This is a genomic window from Dictyobacter aurantiacus (assembly GCF_003967515.1).
GTDB lineage: Bacteria > Chloroflexota > Ktedonobacteria > Ktedonobacterales > Ktedonobacteraceae > Dictyobacter > Dictyobacter aurantiacus.
Window position 1 is genome coordinate 2,494,083 of the sequence record NZ_BIFQ01000001.1, and the last position, 21,924, is coordinate 2,516,006.

General features: G+C 54.7%; 17 protein-coding genes. 6 read left to right on the forward strand and 11 right to left on the reverse strand.

Going from position 1 to position 21,924, the window contains the following annotated elements; all coding sequences use genetic code 11:
* Positions 1 to 28: 28 nt before the first annotated feature.
* The 10 genes from KTT_RS10085 to KTT_RS10130 all read right to left on the reverse strand — a co-directional run bounded on the left by KTT_RS10085 (position 29) and on the right by KTT_RS10130 (position 12,392).
* Positions 29 to 916 carry a vWA domain-containing protein gene (locus KTT_RS10085; RefSeq protein WP_126595851.1) on the reverse strand — a complete coding sequence of 296 codons (888 nt, stop codon included), beginning with the start codon at positions 914 to 916 and terminating at the stop codon, positions 29 to 31.
* Positions 917 to 1,259: 343 nt separating this feature from the next.
* Positions 1,260 to 1,769: a CHAP domain-containing protein gene (locus tag KTT_RS37055; RefSeq protein WP_235845664.1), complete on the reverse strand. Its 510-nt coding sequence runs from the start codon at positions 1,767 to 1,769 to the stop codon at positions 1,260 to 1,262.
* Positions 1,770 to 2,440: 671 nt separating this feature from the next.
* Positions 2,441 to 2,875: a hypothetical protein gene (locus tag KTT_RS10095; protein ID WP_126595853.1), complete on the reverse strand. Its 435-nt coding sequence runs from the start codon at positions 2,873 to 2,875 to the stop codon at positions 2,441 to 2,443.
* Positions 2,876 to 3,204: 329 nt separating this feature from the next.
* Positions 3,205 to 4,746, reverse strand: a complete 1,542-nt coding sequence (locus KTT_RS10100; protein WP_126595854.1) for a tetratricopeptide repeat protein — start codon at positions 4,744 to 4,746, stop codon at positions 3,205 to 3,207.
* A 399-nt stretch (positions 4,747 to 5,145) separates the two neighbouring features.
* Positions 5,146 to 6,678, reverse strand: a complete 1,533-nt coding sequence (locus KTT_RS10105; protein ID WP_235845666.1) for an MDR family MFS transporter — start codon at positions 6,676 to 6,678, stop codon at positions 5,146 to 5,148.
* A gap of 105 nt (positions 6,679 to 6,783) precedes the next feature.
* Positions 6,784 to 7,557: a sulfite exporter TauE/SafE family protein gene (locus KTT_RS10110; RefSeq protein ID WP_126595855.1), complete on the reverse strand. Its 774-nt coding sequence runs from the start codon at positions 7,555 to 7,557 to the stop codon at positions 6,784 to 6,786.
* Between the two features lie 208 nt (positions 7,558 to 7,765).
* Positions 7,766 to 9,379 (reverse strand): amidohydrolase, encoded by a 1,614-nt coding sequence (locus KTT_RS10115; RefSeq protein ID WP_126595856.1) that lies wholly within the window; start codon positions 9,377 to 9,379, stop codon positions 7,766 to 7,768.
* A 51-nt stretch (positions 9,380 to 9,430) separates the two neighbouring features.
* Positions 9,431 to 10,369 (reverse strand): alpha/beta fold hydrolase, encoded by a 939-nt coding sequence (locus tag KTT_RS10120; RefSeq protein WP_126595857.1) that lies wholly within the window; start codon positions 10,367 to 10,369, stop codon positions 9,431 to 9,433.
* 29 nt (positions 10,370 to 10,398) lie between these two features.
* Positions 10,399 to 11,322 (reverse strand): DMT family transporter, encoded by a 924-nt coding sequence (locus KTT_RS10125; RefSeq protein WP_160145773.1) that lies wholly within the window; start codon positions 11,320 to 11,322, stop codon positions 10,399 to 10,401.
* 116 nt (positions 11,323 to 11,438) lie between these two features.
* A complete protein-coding gene (locus KTT_RS10130; protein WP_160145774.1) occupies positions 11,439 to 12,392 on the reverse strand; it encodes a methyltransferase in 954 nt (317 codons plus the stop codon).
* Between the two features lie 64 nt (positions 12,393 to 12,456).
* Here KTT_RS10130 and KTT_RS10135 point away from each other — a divergent pair, with 64 nt between their 5' ends.
* From KTT_RS10135 to KTT_RS10150, 4 genes are all read left to right on the forward strand, one after another.
* The gene (locus KTT_RS10135; RefSeq protein WP_126595860.1) at positions 12,457 to 13,125 is read left to right on the forward strand and encodes a transaldolase family protein; all 669 of its coding nucleotides are present in this window, start codon (positions 12,457 to 12,459) and stop codon (positions 13,123 to 13,125) included.
* Positions 13,126 to 14,194: 1,069 nt separating this feature from the next.
* The gene (locus KTT_RS10140) at positions 14,195 to 15,601 is read left to right on the forward strand and encodes a transposase (protein ID WP_126594639.1); all 1,407 of its coding nucleotides are present in this window, start codon (positions 14,195 to 14,197) and stop codon (positions 15,599 to 15,601) included.
* Between the two features lie 823 nt (positions 15,602 to 16,424).
* Positions 16,425 to 17,852: an ATP-binding protein gene (locus KTT_RS10145; protein WP_126595861.1), complete on the forward strand. Its 1,428-nt coding sequence runs from the start codon at positions 16,425 to 16,427 to the stop codon at positions 17,850 to 17,852.
* Between the two features lie 143 nt (positions 17,853 to 17,995).
* Positions 17,996 to 18,892 (forward strand): DUF4118 domain-containing protein, encoded by an 897-nt coding sequence (locus KTT_RS10150; protein WP_126595862.1) that lies wholly within the window; start codon positions 17,996 to 17,998, stop codon positions 18,890 to 18,892.
* A 219-nt stretch (positions 18,893 to 19,111) separates the two neighbouring features.
* On the opposite strand, the gene KTT_RS10155 is transcribed toward KTT_RS10150, so the two are convergent.
* Positions 19,112 to 19,849, reverse strand: a complete 738-nt coding sequence (locus KTT_RS10155) for a response regulator transcription factor (RefSeq protein WP_126595863.1) — start codon at positions 19,847 to 19,849, stop codon at positions 19,112 to 19,114.
* A gap of 237 nt (positions 19,850 to 20,086) precedes the next feature.
* Here KTT_RS10155 and KTT_RS10160 point away from each other — a divergent pair, with 237 nt between their 5' ends.
* Both KTT_RS10160 and KTT_RS10165 read left to right on the forward strand, forming a co-directional pair.
* Complete coding sequence (locus KTT_RS10160; RefSeq protein WP_126595864.1) at positions 20,087 to 20,797, forward strand: bacteriorhodopsin; 711 nt, start codon at positions 20,087 to 20,089, stop codon at positions 20,795 to 20,797.
* A gap of 233 nt (positions 20,798 to 21,030) precedes the next feature.
* Positions 21,031 to 21,864, forward strand: a complete 834-nt coding sequence (locus tag KTT_RS10165; protein ID WP_160145775.1) for a class I SAM-dependent methyltransferase — start codon at positions 21,031 to 21,033, stop codon at positions 21,862 to 21,864.
* The last annotated feature ends 60 nt before the right edge of the window (positions 21,865 to 21,924 follow it).

The following is a 21,924-nucleotide window of genomic DNA, read 5'->3' on the forward strand; positions in this document are numbered from 1 at the left end:
GTTTCTTACGCGCGGGTAGCGCATTCACCTATTCATTAACGTTCAAAGGCTGGGTAGCCGGTACGCTGGCAAAGACAAACATCTGGCGCACCGAAGCGGCATCCCCATTAAAGATTATGCCACGCGCCCCCGGTTGAATGTCTTTGTTCAGCAGCGAGCGCAGCAACTGGCGACTGCTCTCGGGAATCTCACTGGAAATATCAAACAACAAACGAGCATACTCGTCGGCGGGCAACTCTTCGCTGCTGACCGGATAGGCCACGGGCGCCAGGTTAAAATCGGTAATGTGGACATTGAAGATCAGTGCATGCCCATCATTGGTACGTATCTCACTGATCTGCCGCGCCAGCTCCGATGGATCACCATCGCTGGCCACACCATCAGTCACATTAATAATAACAGGTGGATAGCTATCGGGATGGTTGATCGCCCATTCCTGCGCCAGGTCGCGCGCCTGTTCCAGCGCCATACACATAGGGGTACCACCACCCGCCTTTGCCTTCACCCAGACCGGAAAAGGGACCGTAATCTCGATCTCCTGGCCGGTATCGTCGATCTCAGTACGCCGGCGCCGCTCGATATCAAAGGGATTCATCTGCAGCTCCGGCAGGCCGATAAAGGTCTGACCCGGCAGACGACTCTGTAGAACGGGTCCCACCGATATCCCCTCATATCCCAGCACCGCCACCTCGGCGCGTGGCCGCACCTCGGTCGTGCCATCTCGCTGGGCCACTGTATTAGCAACAATCAATTCATTTAAAAACCCATTTAAAACCGTCGCCACCATATCGCATTTACGACGGCCCGCACCCGCCTGGGCCATGCCAAACGGATCGGCCATCGAGCCGGATTGATCAAGTAAAAAGATCAGGCATCCAGGGCGCGAACCCGCCCAGACCTGTGTATATGTATTCATAAAATTGAACTCACAAATTATGACTAACTAAAACAAACAATGACTTCACAGTCATCAATTTACCTAATAGTCAATGCAATGTATAGTCAATGCAATGTCAAGTAGGAATTGTAATAGGAAATGTTGTGTTATGTTCAAAGGGAAGGGGCGCGAGCGCCCCTTCCCTTTGAACATAACACAACATTTCCTAAAATAAAATGCGGGAGCCAGGCATCACATTGATGCCTGGCCGATATGCATGGGGTCTTTAAACGTTATTACTAGCCCGCCTATGCGTCCTCTATGCATCTTCGACAGATGAGGTAAGGAACAAAAATACTACAGGCAGGCATCCAGCAACGAACTACTGACTTATGAAAGCGACGCCAGTCCCAGTATGGAAATTGGTTTCTGTGACCTGACCAGGATTACTCCCCCAGTTCATCGAACTGACGGTTATCTGATCGCCCTTAACCTGTTCAACTACACCAACATGTCCTACCGGCGATGATCCTTGCACGCCTGACTGTAGGACGATAATCGAGCCAACCGTGGGACTGCTGGAGACATGCCACCCAAATTGTTGGGCACGATCGACCCATCCTCCAGCATTAGCATTTGCCCATGGCACCAATACATCGTGCAATTGATAGTAGCGCTGCGCGGCCCACCAGGTACATTGTTTGTACGGATACGCGTTACGCAGGCTGTTCCGCATAGAGAATGGGGACAGAGCCGCGAATCCCGCCGTTACCCGAGGCCATGCCGCCCCGATGGGTAGATCTATCTCCGATGATGGCACCGCTTGAAATTTTGGAGCCGCTGGCTGATCGCGCTCCTCTAGCAGATAGGCTTTATGTCTTGCCAGTGCCATAGGCGCCCTGAATGTACGCAGTACTCTGTGCGTATACATCGCGCTACTCATGTTTTCCGGTTGTAGGCTCGGAATACAAATACGCTGATTGATGTAGATTGAATGAGGGCCAATCAAGTGATTGTAGGCCACAACACTCCGTTCGCCAAGACTATAATATGCCGCGATACTCGCCAGTGTCTCATTCCTGATTACAGTGTGAATGCGATCAGTCTGTGAACACGCAGCATCCGTTCGCGCGTGCGCATCCTCCATATTCGCTCGCGACGTTACTCCAACTAAGCCAATTCCAAAGACGATGATAAAACAAGCACTCACTACAAAACTCACTACGTTGTACCGCTGGAGAGTTTTCCAGCTTCGCTGTTGTGTTTGCAATGTATCCTCTTTCGAATATACAATTTGCAGACCCCCGCAATCGTCCTTGATACATCCTGTAGAATATTTTACTATCAGGCATACACTTAAATACACTCGCAAGTGATGCCACGCCTACATTGATGATCACAGACGTATAGTTGCAATATACACCCTATACAACAATGAAACATGTTAATATATCGGGTCATTAACTAACTTAAAGGGTAGACACAAAATAAACAGGCGTACAATCAGAAAAAAGCGCAATACATGCAAGCATGTATTGCGCTTTTTTCTGATTGTACGCCTGTTTATAAGCGCTTCTTGCGTTTACCCAGCATCTCCTGGCCGGTGGTGGGCTTCTGATCAAAGCTGGCCAGGTCAGCCATCGAGGGATCGGGCAGCGAACGCGACTGCTGATCGCTGCTGACCGGCTCACCGGTCTCCTGGTTATAGCCAACTTCGCTTACCTGTTCGGGGCGAAATGGATTAAATGAACGCATTCCCGGAGGAGGCGGGGTCGCGCGCGGACCGGGTCTGGATGTGGGCCAGGTGGGCCAGTTAGTCTGTAAGGGAGCCACGGCCTCATTCTTCTGTTCCGCAATCTGTACCGGGGCCTCTGGTGCGGCTGTCCCCGCCTCCGACTGCGTGCTGGTGGTGGGATCACCGGCCGCCGGGGCGAAATCCACAGGCGTGCTGGCGGGTGTTCGGGCTGCTTTATTTTTTACTTTTTGGTCACGAGCCATTGATTACTCCTTTATAGTAATAGTTTTCTATAGAACAAACGAGAGAGGAAATAGCACCCCGCCAATAAGAGCGTTATTACTTGTACGACTTTCTTATGATGCATAAAATCAATATATGCGGGTACTGATTCCTGGTTGTGACACTACTCGTTCCATAATTCAGGCAAGTTAATCTTATAGCATATTGTACACCGTCCTGGCTATATATGCGATGGAGGTCAGGGGAATATAACCACATCCTCACCATAATTCCCTCTACCACGGCGTAGATGTTACAGCTCATGCAACCAAACTCGTCTAATTATCTGCATGCTTACCATGAAAAATGATCAGGCCCGATTAAGGAACGGCATGGCATGCTTGGCATAAAAGTCCGCGTGCTCCTGCTGCAACCAGTGCAGTGGAGTCAGTAAAATAGAAGGAATATTCAGGGCTACCGCGCGCTCAAGCGAGCTCAAAGCCTCCTCATCCTTGCCCAGACTGGCGCTGATCATCCCTTTCCAGAAGTGGGCATCCCAGCGATCCAGGTCGAGGGCCAGCGCGTAGTCCAGTTCCTGCAGGGCCAGCGCATGGCGCTGCTCCAGAAAGTGGGCCACACCACGACAGATGTAGGCGGCGTAGGCGGCCGGCTCAGCGGTCGCGATCCGTTCCAGCCGTTCAGGTACAGCGGCATCGGGCCGCAGCGAACACATATCGACCCATTGAGCCATCCACCCATGGTCGGCGTGCGAACCATCCAGATTCCAGCTATGGCGGCAGTCGCGGGCCGCCTGCTTCAGATCGCGCAAATAGAGATACGCTTCGCCACGATTAGTATAGGCGCAGGCAAAATCCGGGCGCAGTTCAATGGAACGGTTGAGGTCTTCAATCGCATGCCCGGGCTGTGATAGATAAATATACATGGTACCACGACTAAACCTGGCCATGACATTGCCGGGATCGTAGCTCAGGATACGACTATAGTCATCCGCCGCTTCCTGATAATGCTTGAGGCGTATATAGATAGCGGCCCGGTCATGGTAGACCGCCGTAAAGGTAGGATTCAGCGCCAGAGCCAGCGTATAATCGGCCAGCGCCTGCTGCGTCTCTAACAGACCATCGTAGGACAGGCCGCGATTATAGTACACCGTCGCCAGGCTGTCATCCAGCGTCAATGCCTGGTCGAAATCCTCGATCGCCTCCTGATAGCGTTCAAGCAGTCGATAGGCCTCGCCACGATTATTATAGGTAAAGGCCGTGCGCGGCTGGAGCTCAAGGGCTTTTTGATAGTATTCCAGGGCATGTTCCGGATGGCCGCTGTCCGTGTAGGCCGCGCCCAGGCGATTGAGCAGGACCACATCCTGTGGCTTAAAGATCAGGGCGCTCTGAAAATCAGCGATCGCCTCCTGCAGACGCTCCAGGGCCGCGTAGGCCTGTCCACGGCTGGCATAGGCCCCCAGCCGACCGGCATTATGTTCATCTAGCGTCAGCGCGCGGTTCAGATTCAGGATCGCCTGCTCATACTCTTCCATCACGTTATAGACCAGGCCACGACCAACCAGCGCCTGCACATCCTGCACATTCAAGGCCACGGCCATACTAAAATCATAGAGCGCGCGTCGATTATTATGCTGCAAATAATAAATGATACCGCGCTGATAGTACGCCTGTCCGTAGGTTGGCTGAAGCTCAATTACACGCTGGATATCCTTGAGCGCCTGCTCATATTCATTCAAACTACGATACACCAGAGCTCGATTATAGTAAGAGGAGGCTTCCTGAGGATGATTTTGGATCGCCAGGCTAAATTCCGCCAGCGCCTGCTCATAGTTGCCCGCCAGCGCATAGTCGGCACCACGCTTGTTATACTCCGAAACTTCATCAGTGGTCATCGACTCTGTCTCCTTTATCGCTTTTAATGTTGTATATCAATGCATGAATGATTTAGGCATATACTAGTAAAGACGAATAAAGCAGGTATTTCTATCAATGGACCACAAAGGGCTAGTGTAAAAGCGATAAAAAGCAGCATGGCCGCTGGCCGTGCTGCTTTTTATCGCTTTGCCGCCTTCGGCGGTGTGGGGAGGTGAGATTCGGGGGGCACCCCCAGACCCCCGGCAGGAGGGCTCGCCGCCCTCCTGCACCTCCCGCCTGGGGAGGAGAGGTATCGTCTCCTACCCGGTCGAGAGCCCATTATATTTCACATACATTTCCTATCTCAGAGTCACATACGTCCACGCAAAAAGATGAAGGGTGATCCATTTCAGGGTAAAGCCACATCACCTGATAGCCTAACGGGACTTCGCGCGGGGCGTCTCTTTACCGCGTACCAGGGAAGCCAGTACACCTACAACAGCGATACAGGCGCACACAATAAAGGTCTGATGAAAGCTATATACAAAAGTATGCTGCAACTGCGCCATCTGGCCGCCCGCGTGACCAGAGGCCAGGATGCCACCCGCCGCTGCTCCTCCCAGGGCGGAGAAGATCGCTCCGGCCAGCGCGATACTCAAGCTCTGCCCCATGGTACGAGCGGTGGCCAGGAAGCCCGAGGCGCTGCCCTGGTGCTGGGGAGGCGCCGCCCCTAACAGGGCACTATTATTCGGCGACTGGAAGATCGACTGCCCGATGCCAGTCACTAACAGCGGCCAGACGATGCCCCAGATAGAGGTATGCGCATTCAAGAAGCTAACGAACACCAGTCCAAGTCCAGCGATCGCCAACCCACCGGCGGCCAGCCAGCGCGTACCGATGCGATCAGCCAGCGAGCCGCTGAACGGCGCGATAAAGGCGATCGTCAGCGGCAAGGGCGTCAACAGAAGACCTGACAGTTCGGTCGAAAATCCGCGCAACTCCTCCAGGTAGAATGGCAGCATAAAACTGACCGCGAACAGCGCCAGAAAGCTGATGATCAGGCTCAGCAGAGCAGAGGTAAAGACACGGTTTTTGAGCAGAGAAAGCACAATCGCCGGATTGGGTACCCGCAACTCTACAAAAGGTAAGATGATCAGAGCCAGCACTCCCACAATCAGCAGGGCCAGGATCGGCGGCGAACCCCAGCCCAGTTCCTGGGCGAAAGAGAGCCCGGCTGTTAAAGAGGCCAGGCCAACCGCCAGCAAGATAGCCCCCAACGGATCAAAGCGGCCGGGGCGGCGCTGCACTTTCTCTTTGATAAACGTCAATGTGGCAATCAGTCCAAGAATGCCAATGGGCAGGTTCACATAGAAGATCCAGCGCCAGCTAAAATAGCCGGTAATAAAGCCGCCCAGAATAGGTCCAATGCTGACGCCCAGCGCCACGATAATCGCGTTGAGGCCCAGCGCACGCCCACGTTCATGCGAGGGGAACGCGGCGGTCAGCATGGCGGGACTCACCGCCATCAAAAGCGCGCCACCAAACCCCTGCAGGGCGCGGGCCGCGATCAAGAAAGTCAGGCTGGGAGCCAATCCACACAACGCCGAACTTCCGGTAAAAACGACCAGCCCGGTTAGCCAGACTGACTTACGACCGACCATATCCGCCAGCCGCCCGGCCGTCAATAAGACCGCCGCCGTCACCACCAGGTAGGCGATGATCACCCATTCGACCGCGCCACTTAAAGGAACCCCAAAGTTACGCGCAATCGCCGGTAAGCTAATATTGACAATCGACGAATCCAGCGTCGCCATAAAAACACCAATTGCCACCACCAGTAGCGTCTGCCACTTTCCCGATTGGAGCTGCGGCGCCGCCTCTTTACCAGTAGGAGCAGGAGCACCAGAGCTCCCCACACGCTGATCATCCGTTTTCATATCAGATTGAGAAGTCTTTTCCTCTTGCTTCATGTCAAAATCCAGGTTTTCCAGGTATGTTTTAAAGATCTACATGTATGAATGAAATCATCGGTTAGTCATCCTAACACAGACATCATACATAACACGTTTCAGGGCTTAATGGGTTTTGATAAAGAAATACAACGTCATAACAAATCCTACTACAATTACAAAGTAGCGAATCAATCGCTGATCAATCTTACGCGCGAAGTAGGCGCCACCATAACCACCAATAATCGCTCCCACTACCATTACGATCGCCGCGGGCCAGTAGATAGCGCCCGCCACAATAAAAGTGATCACGGCCACACCATTGATACAGGATGCCAGCACGGTCTTGAGGCCATTCATCACATGGATGTTTTCCAGACCCATCAAGGCCAGCGTTGCCAGCATCAAAATGCCGATGCCACCACCAAAGTAGCCGCCATAAACGGCGATCACCAGCTGCGCAAAAGACATACCAACCAGTTGGCTGACCGAAAGAGTTGTCTTTTCAACACGCCGCAACCGTAAGCGTTTGGTAACCGGGCCGCTGAAGGTGAACAGCAGCGTGGCGATCAACAATAAATAAGGGATCAACGTCGTAAAAATAGAAGGCGGCGTCATCAGGAGCAGGAAAGCCCCTAATACTCCACCAATCAAACTGGTAACTACCAGCACGATCAACAGTCTGCGATCAATCATTTTTAGCTCATTGCGATAAGCGCCCGCGCTGGCTACTGAACCAGGCCAGAGCGCCACCGTACTGGTCGCATTCGCCACCACCGACTGCACGTTCGCAAAGATCAAAGCCGGAAAAGTAAAGAAGCTACCGCCACCCGCTACAGAATTGAGCGTTCCACCCACAATCGCTACCAGAAACAACAACAAGATGGTTGGTAAAGACATACAGACACCTTTATACCCCGTGGCTAACAACAAAGTTCATAATATTGACAAGTATATCATTATACAATGATATAAAGGACGGTAAACTTTTCTTTTTCGCTTGCAAAGGAAAGGTAGCAGTCCCGCTCGGTGTATTATGAGGTGGTGCGTTGCACCACCTCATAATACACCGAGCGGGACTGCTAGGATTGTTTTGTTTGCGGTACGGCTACAGCGAACCGTACACCAGCTGGCCGCCAAGGATAGTAGCCTGCACGCCATTTTCTGAAATATGGGTCTGCTCTACACGCAGAATATCGTCGCGCAGCACAACGGCATCTCCCAGCTTCCCCACGCTCAGCGAGCCTTTTTGCCGCTCCTCGGCGCCCGCGTAGGCCGCGCCCAGTGTATAGCCCCCCAGCGCGCTCACCACTGACAACGCCTGATCTGGCAGCCAGGGCGGACGTTTGGTGGCGGGATCGCGGCGAATGGTGGCCGCGTAGATAATATTGAGAGGATCAAACGTTTCAACCGGTGCATCCGACCCCATCGCCAGCGGTATCCCCATATTATGCATGGTACGATAGGCATAGGCGCGGCGGTAGCGCTTTCCCCAGTAGCGTTCCGCGATATCCCGGTCCGCCACCGCGTGAAACGGCTGGATTGAGGCAATAACGCCCAGGCGCCGCATCCGCTCCAGGTCTTCCGGAGCGATCAACTGAACATGCTCCAGGCGATAGCGCAACCGCTTGACGGGAGTACTTGCATCGCCCTTCATTAGTAGCGATTTCTGCGCCTGCTCAATAGAGTTGAGGGCCACGCGCGCCGCTCGGTCGCCGATGGCGTGGATGGCCACCATCAGATCCATCTCAGTCGCCACACGCACGGTATCCATCATCTCTTGTTCAGGGATGGCCAGGATGCCACGGTTGCCGGGACTCCCCTCAAAGCTATGCAGCATGGCGGCGGTCTGCGAGCCCAGGGTTCCATCGGCGAAGATCTTGATGCCTGCGACGCGCAGCAGGTCGTTCTCGCCATTGGAGATCGCCAGTTCGGGCATTTTGTGCAGCAGCTGGCGCGGCATAATCATCTGCACGCGTACACCCAGCTTGCCTTCATCGCGCAGCTGGCTGAAGATGTTCAGAGAGAGCTCATCCTCGATATCGTGGATAGTCGTGATGCCGCTACGCTGCAGTTGGGCCAGAGACTGCTCCATCAGCTGGCGGCTCAACGTGGGATCGGGCGGAGTAATCACATCAAACACCAGGCGCGTAGCATCCGCCTCCTGCAGCACGCCGGTGGGCTCGCCGCTGCCATCGCGCAAGATAGCGCCAGTCTCGGGATCGGGCGTCTCGGCGCTAATGTGCGCCAGTTCCAGTGCGCGCGAATTCACCCACAGTAGATGTCCGTCTTTACTGGAAAGGGCCACCGGATGATCCGGGGCGGCGGCATCCAGCGAGGCGCGTGTCGGAAAATTAGCATTCGGCCACGCATTGCGATCCCAGTGGCTCCCCTGAATCCACTGTCCGACCGGAGTTGTGGCGGCTCGTGACCGCACCAGTTCAGCCACCTCCTCCTCGCTGGTGCAGGCCGAGGCATCTATACGCTGCGACCGATAAGCGGTCGCCAGCAGGTGAATGTGCGCATCAATAAAACCCGGCACCACTGTCCGTCCGCGCAGATCCACCAGTTCCGCATTCTGGCCGCCCTCGCGCCTCACCTCATCATTCGTCCCCACCGCCAGAATACGCCCGCTCCCCGCGTCTATCGCCATCGCCTGCGCATATGGTACCTGCACATCCATTGTATAGATGTTGCCATTCAAATAGAGTACCTTGCTCATCGAGCATCTCGCTTTCTCATAAATGCTGAACTTCTCCCAGCTTATATCCACTTATTCCTTCAGAAAGTTGAGGATCGCTTCGCCAAGGACCCGCGGGCGCTGCAGCTGAATATCGTGCGCGGTTTCAGGCATCCACAGGACGGAGCAATGCTGGATAGCACGCGCCACCTGGGCTGCCATCTGTCCCTTGGCGGCCGCGAACTCATCGGCATGCTCAAGTCGTTCAGGTGGCTCCTCTCCGGGAACAGGTTGGCTGGCGGCCGGCACCAGCAGGACCGGACAGCTTAATTTACTATAGTACAACAGAGCACGATCCTCCCACAGCGACTCGCGAATGGCGCACTGCTGGCTGGCACGCAGACGCTCCTGCACTGTGCCATCGGGCAACTCAAGAATATAGGTCTGGACGATGCGCTCAATCTCTGGCGTCCAAGTAAATGGCATCTCTGTCCGCAATGCCTGCAGGTAGACCGCACGCGACGCGTACAGTTCGGACGTAGCCTTCTCACGAATAAAGCGCTCACGCGTCATGCCCGGCCAGTGGCGGGGCTCCACGTGTGGACAATCAACCAGCACCAGGTGGCTGACCAGGGCGGGATGACGAGCAGCCAGCACCAGGGCCGCGCGCGCGCCCCAACCATGTCCCACCACAGCCACCTGTCCCAGACCCAGCACGGCCATTCCGCTAATGATATCCTCGGCGATCGTAACAAGATCGTAGCCCGTCTCCGGCTGGGCACTCTGGCCATGCCCACGCAGATCAAATGCCAGCAATGGATGGCGCTGATAGAGATATTCAGCGGTCAGACGCCAGGTATCCGCCGTCGCAGCCAGACCGTGCAGCAGCACAACAGGAATATCATCGCTGGCATCTTCATACGCCGCTGACGAAGCCTCGCCAGCTGATGCATTGTGCAATACCGGGTCCCATTCCAGATAGTGAAGACGCACATCGCCCGCATCAACAAACGAGCTGCGAGGTTCCAACATAAAACGTACCTCTTTCTCAATATATCTTTTTATTCCTGCTTAGAAATAAAGTAGACGCTGACGATAATGAGCATACCGCCAAAGATGGTGTAAGGGGTAAGTTCTTCATGCAACAGTAGCACTCCCAGCAAGGGCCCTAATAGTGGTTGGATAAAGAGCGTCGAAGCCGCCGCGGAGGCTTTGACTTTCGTCAGACCTTGAAACCAGGCCAGGTATGCGATACAGGTGCATGGAATAGCCAGCCAGAGCACGCTGAACCAGCCAGCTATATCAGGCATACGCCAACCAGTTGAAAAGAATTCCCAACCCGCCACCGGTAGCCAGAAAATCATACTGCCCACAATTGAAGCCGTCGTAATCAGCAGGGGCGAATGCCTGGTAAGCAATGCCTTACCACGAACAGTATACAGAGCCTCAACCAATAGTGCCGACACGACCAGTAAATCTCCCACGATGCGCCAGATACCCCCATTGGCGGGCAGATTGGGCAGCAGGCTACGCTCAACAATCAGATACACGCCAAAGAAGCCCAGCCCCAATGCGCCCAGCGCCCGCAGACTGACATGTTCCCGCAACACGATCCAGGAGAGGGCCGAGGTAAAAATCGACTCACCTGTAATCAGCAGAGCCACGTCTGAGGCGGTGGTTAATGAAAGGCCGCCAAACTCCAGCATCTTATTCACCACAAAACCGATCAATGACAGCAATGCCAGTTGCGGAAGGTCGCGCCAGGTTAAATGGAGTGAGTCCCACCTGGCAATCAGAAAGGGCAGCAGCACGATTCCAGATAGACACATCCTCAGGGCGAGCATCAGAGGCAATGGCATCGCCGCCAGGGCATACTTGGCGGCCACATAACTGGTAGCCCATAAGATATTTGCCCCAATCAAGATCAACCAGGACAGGGTATGACGAGACGACGCAGAGGATGGGAGGCGCGAGGAGATAGGCAAAACGATGCTCCTTAAGGTATAGATCATCAGTACGCTACGGTCGGAACAGGCCCGTCCGTCACATTGTACCGCATTACACTATTTTTAACATTTTATTTAACCCTTTTCCAGGGTCATCACTGGGGACGTGGGCCGGTCGCGTAGAGTACCTTGTAACGATTGTTGCCGGCAACCTCGCGCACCTGCTGGAAACAGGCCTGCAGCGTAGGTTCGTATTTCAGAAAGCGGTTGGCGACCAGGTAGAAGCGACCGTTGGGCACCAGAATCCGGGCACTCTGGCGTATAAAGCGTTCGGCGATCTCCAGCGTCTGTACCCCTCCCTGGTGAAAAGGAGGATTGGTGGCGACCAGGTCAAAACGCTGGTCCAGCACCGCCTGGGCGCCATCGCTGGGAAGCACTCGGACGTTGGTCAGGCCCGCCTGGCTCACAGCCTGCTCGCTTGCCGCCACCGCCGCCAGGCTGGCATCCACCATCGTCACCTGTCCTTGAGGAGTTAAGTGTGCTATATGCAAGCCGATAAAGCCGGCGCCGCAACCGATATCCAACGCGTGGTCCTCTGGCCGCACCTCCAGGGCCGAGAGCAGTAGTTGTGTACCCTCGTCCAGCTTGCTATCCGCGAAGATGCGCAACGTCGTCACCGGCAGTTGCTCAACACTGAAGCTCTGCCGCTTGATCGCGCAGAGCACGCGCTGCCCCTTGGAGATCGTCAACGTCTCCACATTCCCGAACAGTTCACGCATACGTTTCGCCATCGTCAGGATACCCCGATCTTTTGCGCCCGCGACATAGAGCTTGCCGCCAACCTTGAGCGCAAAGGCGGCGACACTCAGCCCATAAAACATCCAGACATTGCCCGGCTGATACAGCAGATTCATCGCCGCCACATCCATCGTCTCTGGTGAATGATGTAAGATATAATCATGAAACGGCACAGCGCGTACAGAAGAACCGGATGCGTGTACCTTGAGCGCTCCCAGGGTCGCGATATTATCTTCCGCCAGGCACAGACATCCCGTCGTCAGACGTGGCCGCGCCTGGATCACGAAAGGATCGGCAGCCGAATTCAGCATCAACACTTGATCTGTTGTGTTAAATTGTACAAAATCAGATAATAATCGAGATTGGAGCATCACCATGGCCCTCTATATTGATAGTGCTTACCTGGATGATATCACAGCGGTAGCACAGACATTACCCGTTGCCGGAGTAACCACGAATCCGACATTGCTTTTGAACGCCTATCAGCAGCACGGTCAGCGTGTCAGCGCCAATGAACTGGTAGACCACCTCTTGCAGCGCACCACTGGTACTATTTTCATGCAGTCCTCCATGGTCAACGAAGAGGAAGCCTATCGAGAAGCCCACTCATATATCGATGTCGACCCCAAGAGGGTCATTCCCAAGATTCCTATGAACAGGGCGGGAGTGCGCGTAGGACAGCGCCTGTACGCCGAGGGACATTATATCGCCTTCACAGCCGTCACCACGGTCTCCCAGGCCTATGTCGCCTCACAGGTAGGCGCGCAATATATCATCCCCTACTATAACCGTTTACGGCGCAGCGGGGTAGATCCCTGCGAGCGGATCGCGCACATGGCGCGAGTCATCTCCGGCCAAACGCCTGGCACCCGCATCCTGGCCGCCAGCATCAAATCCACGGCCGAAGCTTCCGAGGCCCTCGTCAGTGGCGCGCACGACCTGACAATCCCCCCGGCCATCCTGCTAGAAATGGCCAACGACCCCGAAAGTGAAGAGGCAATCGCGCGCTTTGAACAGGATGCCAGGAAGATGAAGAATCTGTAATATAATTCCTGTCCAACTTTTCTTGTAATATGAACTTTTATTCAGCATAAATGAACGTCAATTCATGTCATAGTCATGCACGCATGGTATATTATTTTCTGTAAGCGGATAGAGAAACGCGGCCCCTGGTGGATGAGAAGATGGAAGGGATGGGATGGGGAGCGTGGTTCGCCATTCTTGCGCGGATGGGGTGATGTGAGGATGCAGGCAAGAATGGAACGTGGCAATGGATGGCGCTCAACGTTCTTGCAGGTGGTGTCGATGGCAGTGGATGTGGGCAAGGACGGAACAGGGATGTGGAAGGGGAAAATACCTGCAGCCTTGCTGGTGTGGCGGTGGTAGTGTTGATCGGGAACAGGGCTGGCACGGTATCAGGGTGAAGATCAAGAGCAACGTTCTTGTGGGTGGCTATGTGGTAGTGAATGTGGACAAGAACGTGTCGGATAGAGGGGATGAACCAATTTTTTATCTGGTTGCCATGAACACATATCGGGAGGACGCACAGTGGGACATGTGGTACGAGAGGTCAGGAGGAAGTGCGCTCCATGGGTGGTTGTTGTGGTTGATGGGTGGCCCGCATATGTCTTTCGTGAGGGGGGAGAACAGTGACGCGGGGAGGGGAGGATCGAGAAAGCCTGACAGCTGTATTTATACAGCTTCAGGCTTCTATATATCTCTCCCTTCCACGATTGCATAGGCAAGGGAGGTTGTAGGCTTTTGGGGTGGAGGCGCGTGCGCCCTCCGCCTGTTTTGTATGTTTGAAAAGTGGGAGGTTCGTGCCTTCGGCCCCTGACTCTACGCGCCTTCGGCGCTCAGAGAGTTTATAATACTGAATGCGACACAAGGGGTGGCTGCGGATGCAGCCACCCCTTGTGTCGCATTCAGTATTATAAAGGGTGAGGTACACTCTATACCTAAAATGGTTGAGGAGACCCGTGCCTTCGGCGCTCAGAGAGTTTATAAACATGAGACATCCCGAATTTTAAGGTCGGGTTTGTAAAAAGACACCTCCTGAGCGAGACTGAAGGAAAAACAGACCACCATTCAGTCAATCCAGGAGGTGTTGTTTATGTCATCTCAGTATCTCACACCGCTTGAGGAGCCACAAGTTCCAGCATATCCCCCTGCCGAGATGGCGCAGGGATTGTACACTGCTCTGGCTCACTTTCTGGCTCCCTTGCTCATGCAAGCCGATAGCCGCATGGACAAACGACTGGTGCGCACGATGGTGCAGACCGTGGCGGTGATCTTGACCTTCCGTGATCGCGTCAATGGCTTGCTCCTTTCGGAAATGGGCGGCTATCTCGAGACGCCCGACAAAGCTCCGGCAGGAACCAAACGCCTGTCTCGGCTGCTGCATTGTCGCAAATGGTCGGCTGAACTGATCCGCTCGTATCTGTGGCATCGAGCCAGCCAACGTCTCACAAGGTGGAAACAGATGGGAAGGGATGTGCTGGCGCTGTGGGATGAGAGTGCGTGGGAGAAGCCAGAAACTATCGCCTCGGACGACCTTGCCCCGGTGCGCTCGAGTAAGGGCGCTCGACTCACCCATATCAAGAAAGGTTACTACACCCCGCCCCGTGGCCCCATCTTTGTGCCGGGCCTCCATTGGTTGGCCGTGGTCCTGGTCGGCAGCGAGCAGCAAGACGACCCGCCTGAACTAGCCAGCATGCGGTGGTGGACCAGCCGTGGGGCGCGCGCTTCCTTCAAACGCGATGAACAAGCCAAACTGTTACTGCAAGGCGTTCTGCTCTGGGGACGCGAGGTGATGCATGTCTTTGATCAAGGCTTCGCCAGCAGTTTCTGGCTGGGTCTGTTGCTGGCGTTCTCGTTGCGCTTTGTGCTGCGCTGGAAAAAAGATTACCAGCTCGTGGATGCCCAGGGTCAGCGACGTGCAGCCTGGAAAATCACCCGCGGCAAACGAGGATGGCAAGAACGCTGGGTGTGGGATTGCCGTCGTCACCAGTGGGTCATGGGCAGTGTTCTCGCTTGTGCGGTGAGGCATCCCGACCATCCTGAGCAGCCGTTGTGGTTGGTCGTGGCCCGGCGCAAAGGTGGCTTGCCCTGGTATCTGCTCACCGCCGAGTCCATCACCACCGCGGAAGATGCCTGGCGGATTATGTTTGCCTATGCGCGTCGCTGGCAGATCGAACTGACCTGGAAAGAAAACAAGAGCGAATTGGGCTTCCAAAGCCCGCGGCTCTGGGAGTGGGAGACGCGAGAAAAACTGCTGCTGTTGGCGGCGCTGGCCTACGCCTTTCTGCTGAGCCTGCTGGCGCCGTTTTACGAACTCTTACGCCGCTGGCTGTTGCGGCACTACTGTCATCGCACAGGCCGTCATGCCCGGCAAGCACACCAGCCGTTTGCACGGCTGCGCCTGGCCTTGAGTCGGTTGTGGCAACGGATCCCTGCGCGCTGGGAGGAGGTAGCTGGCCGGCCCCGGCCCCAGCCTCGCGTCCAGATCATTATGCTCTGAGGCGGTGTGGAGGTTCCCCACGTGACGAGAGACGCTCTGGTCGGCATCGGCTGACCATGTGGGCGTGTGTCCGGTGTTCATCGGGTACAACACGTCTTGCCAACAGAGGATGCGAATGCGTGCGAAAAGAGCATACCCCTAGGCCCTGTGGAAGCCGCTGGGATGCTGTGGGAGTGGAAAGTCGGTTGACCAGCTCCTTTCTCTTTTTCCGTTTTTTGGCACAGTGGTGCTTTTCAGCGAGCCAAACGGGGAAAGCACGTTGTTCTGCAAGAGAAGAGAAGCGAGCAGTTCTCCTTCAAAAATGGAGAACTGCTCGCTTCTTTCACAAGTTCATCCCTAAAATTTGGGATGTCTCATGTTTATAAGAGGTTGAGAGAGGTCGAGAAGGCGGCAATGGCCTGGGTTTTATATATTGGGGTGTTTCTGACATACAATTGTAACAATTTGGCTTTATGCTAGTTGGTAATGGATGTCGGTATCATAGGGCGAAGGAAGAGGTGGGGTATTCTGGTACAAGGGTGCCATTCATTTTTTTGCAAAAAGAACCGCGACAAAAAAAAGAAACGTACACGTAGGTTCGGCCCTTGCGGCCGATTGCCGCGCAGCGGCCCGTGCCCGAGCGCGCATGTTCCACCAAAGAGGATATCATTCCTTGCGCGCGCCAATCAAGGCAAACGCGTGCCATCCATTGGTTCATCCTTTCCTGGGAACGCTCATGTGTTGAAAAAAACGTCTGCGCCCGACTACGGGGCCGCTTTGCGGCAAAGCCCGAGCAAGCCCGGCACCTACGACGTGCTTCTCGTTACAAGGGCAGAATTATATTATGTATCATATGCCGCAACAATTACAGCCGTCTCAAAAGAGGCGCCGATCACAGACGGGGATCAATGTCGGCTATCTGCTGTTATCGTTTCCATTGGGCATCGCCTATTTTATCCTGCTCGTCGTCGGCATTGGCTTCACCGTGCTCGATCTGCTCCTGATTGGTATTCCGCTGCTAATCTTTATTATGGCTCTACTCTGGAAGATCGCCGCCTTTGAGCGGCAGCTGGCCATGAACTGGCTGGGCGTGGAGATCGCGCCGATGGCCGCTCCCTTTCCGGCCGATGCTGGCAGGATACAACGCGCCCTGATCCATCTCAAACGGACCGTAACCTGGAAAAGCTTATTCTATCTCTTTCTCAAATTTCCCTTTGGCATTACCGCCTTCTGTCTGACCATCGTCTGTCTCTGCTTCTGCCTGGTACTCAGCATAGTCGCGAGCGTGCTGGGACTACTGGCCGCGCCCTTTGTGTATCTCTATATGGTTGTGGCTTCCAGCAGTCCACTAGACGGAAGGTCCGTCGGTCGCTATATCAAGGCCACGCTGACGCTTGGGGGAGGCATCGTCTTTCCTTTGATTATTATGGACTTTCTGGCCGCGCTCTGGGGCCAGTTTGCCCAGGCGATGCTGGGCATGAATCAGAATGCTCTGCGCCTGGCGGAAGCCACGGCCATAGCCGAACGCGAACGGCAAAAAGCGGAGCAGGCAGAGCAGAGCAGGCGCGAACTGATCATGAATGTCTCTCATGATCTACGTACACCAGTGGCCAGCATTCGTGGGCACCTGGAATCCCTGCTCCTGAGTAGCGAGGAACAGACGCTACAGCCCGCCATGCTGCGCGATTATCTGCGGATCGCGCACCGGGAGACCCTACGCCTGGGCACCCTGGTGGAGGATCTATTATCGCTGGCGCGTAATGATAGCCAGGAGCTACGTCTTCAGATCGGCATCGTCGATGCCAGACAGGTGGTCGAGGAGGTATACCAGGTGATGATGCCCCTGGCCCGGCGCGAACGCCAGATCAGCCTGGTACGCGCAGTGCCGCCCCAATTACCGGCCATCTACGCGGATCGTCAGCGTCTGATCCAGGTTATGCTCAACCTGGTGCGTAACGCCGTCACCTATACACCAGACGGTGGTATCGTCGCAATCTCCCTACAGCAGACCGAGGCGCAATACCTTACCCTGAGCGTCTCTGATACCGGTATCGGCATCGCGGCACAAGATCTCCCGCATATTTTTGAGCGCTTCTACCGTACCGACAGTTCCCGAACACGCAGTTCCGGTGGCTTTGGCCTCGGCCTGGCTATTGTTCAGGATTTCGTCCAGGCCATGGGCGGCACCATCTCGGTTGAAAGTACCCCCAATGTCGGCAGCACCTTTCATCTTCATCTCAAGGTTGCTCACGAAACCACAAACAGGTCTTAGAATTTATCAGGTTCTCTGACTTTTTGAGATATTTTTGAGGCCCGGGCGGCAAATTTTGAGACAGCCTTGACACCTTTAGTTGTATCTTAGAGGAGGATATACAAAGGCAACAGAGGATCAGCTATACCAGAAGGGGTGAGCGCATGCAGAAAATCGAGCGCATTCCGCAGATGGAAACGGGCCACGAAAATAAGTGGCAATACTATATATATGATGCATTGATCGCTGTGGCTGGTTCGCTCATCGTCACCGGCCTGATCTACTTTTCTCATCTCTACCCGCATATCTCTGACATCGTCATCATCCATTTGATCTTGATTATGACGCTGGCCATCTGGCGCAGCCGCTATGCAGCCATCGTTGCTGCCATTACAGCCTTTCTCTCATTTGACTACTTCCTGGTTCCCCCGCTCTACACACTGACAATCGCGGACCCGGTCCAGTGGGTAGCCCTGTTTATATTCCTGTTTACAGCCATCGTCACCAGCTGGCTGGCTGGCGCGGTCAGGCAAAGTGCCGAAGAGGCCAGAAAGAACGCGCACGAGCTACGCATCCTGTACGAGCTGATGCGCGTCTGCAATAACACCAATAACCTTGATGAGCAGCTCGATATTATCGTGTTATCAACGTTGCGTGTCTTCTCCTCTCTGGGAATAACCGAGTGTGTCCTGCTGATGCCAGACCAGGCGGGAAAGCTCAGGGTACGCGCTGATGCCCCTATCCGCGTCGATGAGTTTCAACCAACATCTGAGGAGATGGGACACGCGGCACAGGTCTATCGCAGTGGGAAACATACCACCATTAAAGATGTAAACGTGCCACATTCGCAGGTTCATTACATCCCCTTGAAGTCTGACTCTCACGTCTTCTGTGTCCTCTATCTGCGCGTCCTCAATGGGGTCTCCTGGCTAGAAAATGAGGAAGGATTAAACAGCGCTCTGCGCAACGCCTACCCACCGGCCGAGTTTTTCCGCACCTATCTCGACCAGATCTCCTCGCTGATCGAACGCTCATTCTTACGCGAAAAGCTCGCATCATAAATATTGCAGGCGGCCGCCTGTAGTCTGCCTGGGCTTTCGCACCTGCGGTGCTCAGGAGTTTATTTTGAGTTGGTGCATGGGTGCGCGAATGCACACCCATGCACCAACTCAAAATAAATTAGCGCGGCCGCGCGCGTGGGGGCGCTCATGTCCCCTGTGCAACGAGGGAGGAGACGCATTCTAATATGCTGAGCTCCGCAGGTGCGAAGCGGCAGGTGCTTACACGACGAAGCGATAGCCAACGCCCCAGACCGTCATGATCTTTTCGCCGAGGGGTCCCAGTTTTTTGCGCAGGCGGGTGATGTGGGTATCAACGGTACGGTCGAAACCATCATAATCATAGCCCCATAATTCCTGTAGCAGGAACTCACGGCTAAAGGCGCGCCCAGGATTCTTGCTCAGCAGTACCAGGAGATCATATTCTTTGGGGGTAAGATCTAGTGGCCGATTCTCCAGCGTGACGGTGTGCTCCGCCAGGGAGATATAGAGGGGGCCACGCACAATAGGAGGCGGAGTAATGGACGAGGACCGGGCGAATGGGTCCGGCCGCGAAGACGCGGAGGAGCTTTGCGTGTCCACAGGAGTTTGCGCGTCCAGATCGATGCGCCGCAGCATGGCACGTACCCGAGCCGTTAGCTCACGTACGCTGAATGGCTTGCTGATATAGTCGTCAGCACCCACCTCCAGGCCGAGAATACGATCGACCTCATCGGTACGAGCGGTAAGCATAATAATCGGAAGCAGATGCTTCTGCCGAATCGTCCGGCAGACGGTCAGGCCATCGAGCTTTGGGAGCATCCAATCCAGAATAACCAGGTTTAACGACAGCTGTTCGACCAGGCGCAGGGCGGCCTCACCATCAAAAGCCTGGTAGACCTGGTACCCCTGAGATTCCAGCTCTTTGCGAATCAGATTACAGATATCAATCTCGTCTTCCACAACGAGTATGCTGGCCATAGTTTGATCCTCTAATATGGTAAACCCATCCCTAAGTACTCCTGTCAAAGTGTACACCAAACAAAAAGACAAATCCAGCCCGGATTCCTGGGCTGGAAGTACACTTATAGACAACAATATACATTTTTTATCTATATACTTTGTATACCAAAAATATATAAATAGCGTCCTATACGTGAGGGGATACCTGTGACTCAGAATACCAGCGCCAATGAGAAAGTCAAAGGAGAAACATCTATGAGCACAACGACTATCATCTTATGGATCGGCACAGCGATCATGACACTGGGATTGCTTGCATTTCTTGGTCTCACGCTCAAAGCGCCAACGGAGAATCGGTCATTCTTCACCATTACTTCCCTGATCGCCTTAATCGCGGCAACGGCCTACTTCGCGATGGTCACCGGATACGGAAGCATCGTGGTGGGGGGGCGTACCTTCTACTTCGCGCGCTACATAGACTGGGTCTTCACCACACCCCTGCTGCTACTGGATCTCTCATTGCTGGCGCTGCCGACGCTCAGCGGCAACTGGAATCGGATCGGAACCATGATCGCGGCGGACGTATACATGATTATCACGGGCCTGGTCGCGGGACTCATTAACAGCAATTTCAAATATGTCTGGTTCATCGCCAGCGCCATCGCCTTTATCGTCGTCCTGTACAACCTCCTTGGCTATCTGTTCCCGTTGGCGGCCGCGCGAGGAGGAGAGGTTAAGCAGCTATTCAACACGCTGTCCATTCTAACCGCCGTGCTATGGATCTGTTATCCGATCGTGTGGTTACTGGGGACCGAAGGCATCCGTTTGTTCTCATTGCCCCTTGAAGTTGGTTTGTTCGCCATCCTCGATATACTGGCAAAAGTTGGCTTTGGTTTTGTGCTCCTCACGAGCGGGGTCGTCCTTGGTCGCGAGGCCGCACGCAGACGTGCCATACCAGCTATGTAATAGTTATGTAGCGTGTCTGAGACTCTTGATCATCACCTGCGGCATGTCTGAGCTTTCGCGCCTGCGGTGCTCACGGGTCAGTTTTGTGTTGGTGGGGTGCGCGAATGCGCACCCCACCAACACAAAATAGTAAGGCGGCCGCGCGTGTGGATGCGCTCACGTGCCTCCACGATGACAGAAGTCAGACACATTCAGAAAGCACAGGTAGAAAGAACGAGGGTGAGCAATGCCTTATGCCAGAGCACGGTACAGCCGAGCGTGCCATTTCTCCACAGCGCACAGGAATAAAGAGGTGGGTTGAAGAGCGCCTCTTCCCCGAAGCGCGGGAACGTTATAAGGAGCTTGATTGGGAGCGCGCCGCACAGTTATTACGCGATCGCAGCGTCACCTATCCCGACTATTTTCTGGTACCGCACCATGGACTGGTGGATGGCTATATGTCGGCCTGCCAGGCCTTTAGCTGGGAGCTGATCGAGCATATTTTCGGCATTCGACGTGTACGTCCTCGCGTGCTCACGCTGGCCCGTCAGCTGCGGCCACAGCGCATCATTGATCTCGGCAGTGGAACCGGGCTCACGAGTATTGAGCTGCTGCGCTCTCTGCCAGGAAGCCAACTGATTCTGCTCGATCTATCACCGTATCAGCTGGTAGCCGCCGAACAGCAGGTGCGCTACGCGGGTGTAGGGACGCGTACACGGCTGATGCATGCCAGAGCGGAAGAGACAGGATTAGCGGACGGCACGGCAGACCTGGTCATGGCATCACTCCTTTTTCACGAATTGCCCTGCCTTGAAGCGCGGCTGGTGATGCGCGAAGCCCATAGGCTGCTTGCACCAAACGGTCATCTCCTGCTCTTTGACGCTATTCAGGAGGTCACCCCCTGGCGCGCGGTCAACAACATCCTGACCACACTGCTGGCGACCCTGATGCACGAGATATACTGGCACGAATATATGAGTCAACCGTTATGGGAATTGTGCCAAGAAGAACAATTCATCCGGGTCAGGCGCACCTTGCTCTTCGCGTTCCCATGGATCTACCAGGTAGTGCTGGCCACCCGAGCATAAAATCATAGCACTTTATCCAGCACATAACCAGAGCGTTCGCGAAAAGGGGATAGAGCAGGA

Bases quoted from the DNA above. Each gene is read 5' to 3' on its own strand.
- KTT_RS10085 (WP_126595851.1), bottom strand. From the start codon at position 916: ATGAATACATATACACAGGTCTGGGCGGGTTCGCGCCCTGGATGCCTG.
- KTT_RS37055 (WP_235845664.1), bottom strand. From the start codon at position 1,769: ATGGCACTGGCAAGACATAAAGCCTATCTGCTAGAGGAGCGCGATCAG.
- KTT_RS10095 (WP_126595853.1), bottom strand. From the start codon at position 2,875: ATGGCTCGTGACCAAAAAGTAAAAAATAAAGCAGCCCGAACACCCGCC.
- KTT_RS10100 (WP_126595854.1), bottom strand. From the start codon at position 4,746: ATGACCACTGATGAAGTTTCGGAGTATAACAAGCGTGGTGCCGACTAT.
- KTT_RS10105 (WP_235845666.1), bottom strand. From the start codon at position 6,678: ATGAAGCAAGAGGAAAAGACTTCTCAATCTGATATGAAAACGGATGAT.
- KTT_RS10110 (WP_126595855.1), bottom strand. From the start codon at position 7,557: ATGTCTTTACCAACCATCTTGTTGTTGTTTCTGGTAGCGATTGTGGGT.
- KTT_RS10115 (WP_126595856.1), bottom strand. From the start codon at position 9,379: ATGAGCAAGGTACTCTATTTGAATGGCAACATCTATACAATGGATGTG.
- KTT_RS10120 (WP_126595857.1), bottom strand. From the start codon at position 10,369: ATGTTGGAACCTCGCAGCTCGTTTGTTGATGCGGGCGATGTGCGTCTT.
- KTT_RS10130 (WP_160145774.1), bottom strand. From the start codon at position 12,392: ATGCTGAATTCGGCTGCCGATCCTTTCGTGATCCAGGCGCGGCCACGT.
- KTT_RS10135 (WP_126595860.1), top strand. From the start codon at position 12,457: ATGGCCCTCTATATTGATAGTGCTTACCTGGATGATATCACAGCGGTA.
- KTT_RS10140 (WP_126594639.1), top strand. From the start codon at position 14,195: ATGTCATCTCAGTATCTCACACCGCTTGAGGAGCCACAAGTTCCAGCA.
- KTT_RS10145 (WP_126595861.1), top strand. From the start codon at position 16,425: ATGTATCATATGCCGCAACAATTACAGCCGTCTCAAAAGAGGCGCCGA.
- KTT_RS10150 (WP_126595862.1), top strand. From the start codon at position 17,996: ATGCAGAAAATCGAGCGCATTCCGCAGATGGAAACGGGCCACGAAAAT.
- KTT_RS10155 (WP_126595863.1), bottom strand. From the start codon at position 19,849: ATGGCCAGCATACTCGTTGTGGAAGACGAGATTGATATCTGTAATCTG.
- KTT_RS10160 (WP_126595864.1), top strand. From the start codon at position 20,087: ATGAGCACAACGACTATCATCTTATGGATCGGCACAGCGATCATGACA.
- KTT_RS10165 (WP_160145775.1), top strand. From the start codon at position 21,031: ATGCCAGAGCACGGTACAGCCGAGCGTGCCATTTCTCCACAGCGCACA.